Annotated in this window: 3 protein-coding genes; all 3 read left to right on the forward strand. The window is 65.9% G+C overall.

Annotated features, from left to right (window positions below):
- The first annotated feature begins 124 nt into the window (after positions 1–124).
- Complete coding sequence (gene hisS, locus EN906_RS26940) at positions 125–1,627, forward strand: histidine--tRNA ligase (protein WP_127268834.1); 1,503 nt, start codon at positions 125–127, stop codon at positions 1,625–1,627.
- 255 nt (positions 1,628–1,882) lie between these two features.
- Complete coding sequence (locus EN906_RS26950; RefSeq protein WP_127272184.1) at positions 1,883–3,004, forward strand: ATP phosphoribosyltransferase regulatory subunit; 1,122 nt, start codon at positions 1,883–1,885, stop codon at positions 3,002–3,004.
- On the forward strand, positions 3,001–3,543 hold a 543-nt coding region (hisG, locus tag EN906_RS26955), incomplete at its 3' end, for an ATP phosphoribosyltransferase (protein ID WP_127375498.1). The genes EN906_RS26950 and hisG, both read left to right, overlap by 4 nt.

Below are 3,543 nucleotides of genomic sequence, written 5' to 3' on the forward strand. Positions count from 1 at the left end.
CTATCGAACTGTTCCTAGCCACCTCGTAGAGAGGGTGCAAACCCTTGCTGGTCCTCGCCGCTTCGGTTAGGACACGCCCACTCGCAATATGTCATCGATTACTTAGCAAAAAAGACCCCAGCTCATGGCCGACAAATCGGAAAAGACGAAAGCGCGACTGCCGCGCGGTTTTGCCGACCGCAGCGCCGAGGACATCCGCGCCGTCGAGAAGATGATGGCGACGATCCGCTCGGTCTATGAGCTTTACGGTTTCGAACCGGCAGACCAGCCGCTGATCGAATACACCGATGCGCTCGGAAAATTCCTGCCCGACCAGGACCGGCCGAACGAAGGCGTGTTCTCCTTCCAGGACGATGACGACCAGTGGCTGTCGCTGCGCTACGACCTGACCGCGCCGACGGCCCGTTTCGTCGCCGAGAATTACGAGCGCCTGCCCAAGCCTTACCGCAGCTATCGCTCCGGCTGGGTGTTCCGCAACGAGAAGCCAGGCCCCGGCCGCTTCCGCCAGTTCATGCAGTTCGACGCCGACACGATCGGTACGCCGGGCGTGGCCGCCGACGCCGAGATGGCGATGATGATGGCCGACGTCATGGAAGCGCTCGGCATCAAGCGCGGCGACTACGTCATCCGCGTCAACAACCGCAAGGTGCTGGATGGCGTGCTGGAGGCGATCGGCCTCGGCGGTGAGGAGAATGGCGGCCGCCGGCTGACGGTCCTGCGCGCGATCGACAAGCTGGACAAGCTCGGGCCGGAAGGCGTGAAGCTTTTGCTTGGCCCGGGCCGCTGGGACGGCGGCAAGGAGGGCGAAGGCGACTTCGCCAAGGGCGCCGGGTTGAACAACGGGCAAGCCGAGGCGGTTCTTCTCGCGACTGCGAGGACCATACAAGCCGGCCAGGATTCCACGGTCAGTTCGAACGCCATCTACCAGGAAGGCGTCGGCGAACTCGCCACGATTAAAGCGCTGGTCAGGGCGGCGGGATATGGCGAGGACCGTATCGCCATGGACCGCTCGGTCGTGCGCGGCCTCGAATACTACACCGGCCCCGTCCTCGAAGCCGAGCTTCTGGCCGAAATCCCCAACGAGGACGGCCAGATCGTACGCTTCGGCTCGGTTGGTGGCGGCGGCCGCTACGATGGCCTTGTTTCCCGCTTCCGCGGCGAGCCTGTGCCGGCGACCGGCTTTTCCATCGGCGTCTCCAGGTTGATGACCGCGCTGAAGAACCTCGGCAAGCTCGACGCCTCGGACGTGATTGCTCCTGTCGTCGTGCTGGTGATGGACAAGGACACCGACAGCCTCGGCCGCTACCAGAAGATGGTGGCGGAGCTGCGCGCCGCCGGCATCCGTTCCGAAATGTATCTCGGCGGCGCCGGCATGAAGGCGCAGCTCAAATATGCCGACCGGCGCGGCTGCCCGGTCGCCATCATCCAGGGCGGCGACGAGCGCGCCAAGGGCGAGCTGCAGATCAAGGACCTGATCGAAGGCGCGCGCATGTCTGCCGAAATCACCGATAACGCCGAATGGCGCGCCGCGCGCCCGGCGCAGGTGACGGTGGCGGAGGGCGAGCTGGTCGCCGAGGTGAAGAAGATTTTGGCGGCGCAGGCCGAGGAGAGGGCGCGTGGCAAGTAGAGGCCGCGTTCTACGGCGCCCCCCTCTGTCCTGCCGGACATCTCCCCCTCTAGGGGGGAGATTGGCAGCTTGGCCGAAGGCATTCTCCTTGCAACCTTTGAGATTGGCGAAAGCCGAGCCGACATCTGATCTACCCCCTAGAGGGGGAGATGCCCGGCAGGGCAGAGGGGGGCGCCGTAGAGCGCCGGCCTTCGCCTGGATCGTTGGCGCCTCTGGTTTGGGACCAGAGGGTCGTGCAGCACTGAGGTCAGCAAGTTGACCTCCCGCACCCCCGCCATCTCCACCGACATCACCAACCTCTTCGCCACGCGCAACACGCACGCCGTCGAGGTCGCCATATTGCAGCCGGCGGACCCCTTCCTCGACATGGCCGGCGAGGATTTGCGCCGCCGCATCTTCCTGACCGAAAGCGAGACCGGCCAGACGCTGTGCCTGCGGCCGGAATTCACCATCCCCGTCTGCCTCGACCACATAAGCTCGCAGGCCGGCACACCCCGCCGATATTCCTATCTCGGCGAGGTGTTTCGACAGCGCCGCGAAGGCGGCAACGAGTTCTTCCAGGCCGGCATTGAGGATCTCGGTGACCGCGATACCGCTGGAGCCGATGCCCGCTCGGTAGCCGACGCGCATGCGCTGCTGTCGCTGGTGCTGCCTGGTCAGGCGCTGGCGATCACGCTAGGCGACCAGACCATTTTCGAGGCGGTTCTGGCTGCCCTCGGCCTGCCGCGCGGCTGGCGCATGCGCCTTGCCCGTGCGTTCGGCTCGGCGCCGATGCTTGAGACGGCTCTCGCCGATCTCGCCAACCCGCCGCGCAACGGCCAGCTTTCCGGGCCGGTCGCCGCCCTCGTCCTCGATGGTGATCTGGACGGTCTTTCCGCCCATATCGCCAGCGGCATGGAAGAGGCGCGCCTGTCGGCGTCCGCCGGACGCGCGCCGTCCGACATTGCCCGGCGGCTGATCGAGAAAGCCGAGTTGCGCAGCGTTCGGTTGTCGAGCGGGGCCTTTTCCGCGCTGAAGGATTTTCTGGCGATCGACGTTCCGCTTGATGGCGCGGCCCAGGCACTGGAGACCTTCGCCACCGGCGCCGGGCTGTCGCTCGATGTCGCGCTGGAAAAGTTCGCTGCCCGCGCCAAGGCGATCGAGGCGCACGGCTTGCCGGCCGATAAAATCCGCTACGACGCCGCCTTCGGCCGCCCGCTCGATTACTACACCGGCCTGGTTTTCGAAATCGCGGCCGACAATGGCGACCGGCCGCTGGTCGGCGGCGGCCGCTATGACCGGCTGCTGACCCTGCTTGGCGCGAAGACGCCTATCCCCGGCGTCGGCTTTTCCGTCTGGCTCGATCGCATCGAGGCATTGCGGGAGACGGCGCCATGATCACGCTGGCGATCCCGTCGAAAGGCCGACTGAAAGAACAGGCGCTGGAAGTACTGGCCAAAGCCGGCCTCGCCGTCAGCCTGCCCGGCGACGAGCGCAAATACCACGCCCGCGTCGAGGGCCTGGACGATGTCGAAGTGGTGTTCCTGTCGGCTTCCGAAATATCAGGGGAGATCGGCCAGGGCGCCGTCGATCTCGGCATCACCGGCGAGGACCTGGTGCGTGAAAACCTCGCCGACTGGGAGAGCCGCGCCGAAATCGTCGCCCGTCTCGGCTTCGGCAATGCCGATGTGGTGGTTGCCGTGCCGGACATCTGGCTCGACGTCGACACCATGGCCGATCTCGACGACGTCGCCGCCGATTTTCGCCAGCGCCATGGCCGGCGGCTGCGCATCGCCACCAAATACTGGCGGCTGACGCAGCAATTCTTCTCGCAGAAGCACGGCATCCAGGTCTATCGCATCGTCGAAAGCCTCGGCGCTACCGAAGGCGCGCCGGCGGCCGGTCTGGCCGATGTCATCGTCGACATCACAACCACC

It is taken from the genome of Mesorhizobium sp. M7A.F.Ca.CA.004.06.1.1, assembly GCF_003999135.1.
Taxonomy (GTDB): domain Bacteria; phylum Pseudomonadota; class Alphaproteobacteria; order Rhizobiales; family Rhizobiaceae; genus Mesorhizobium.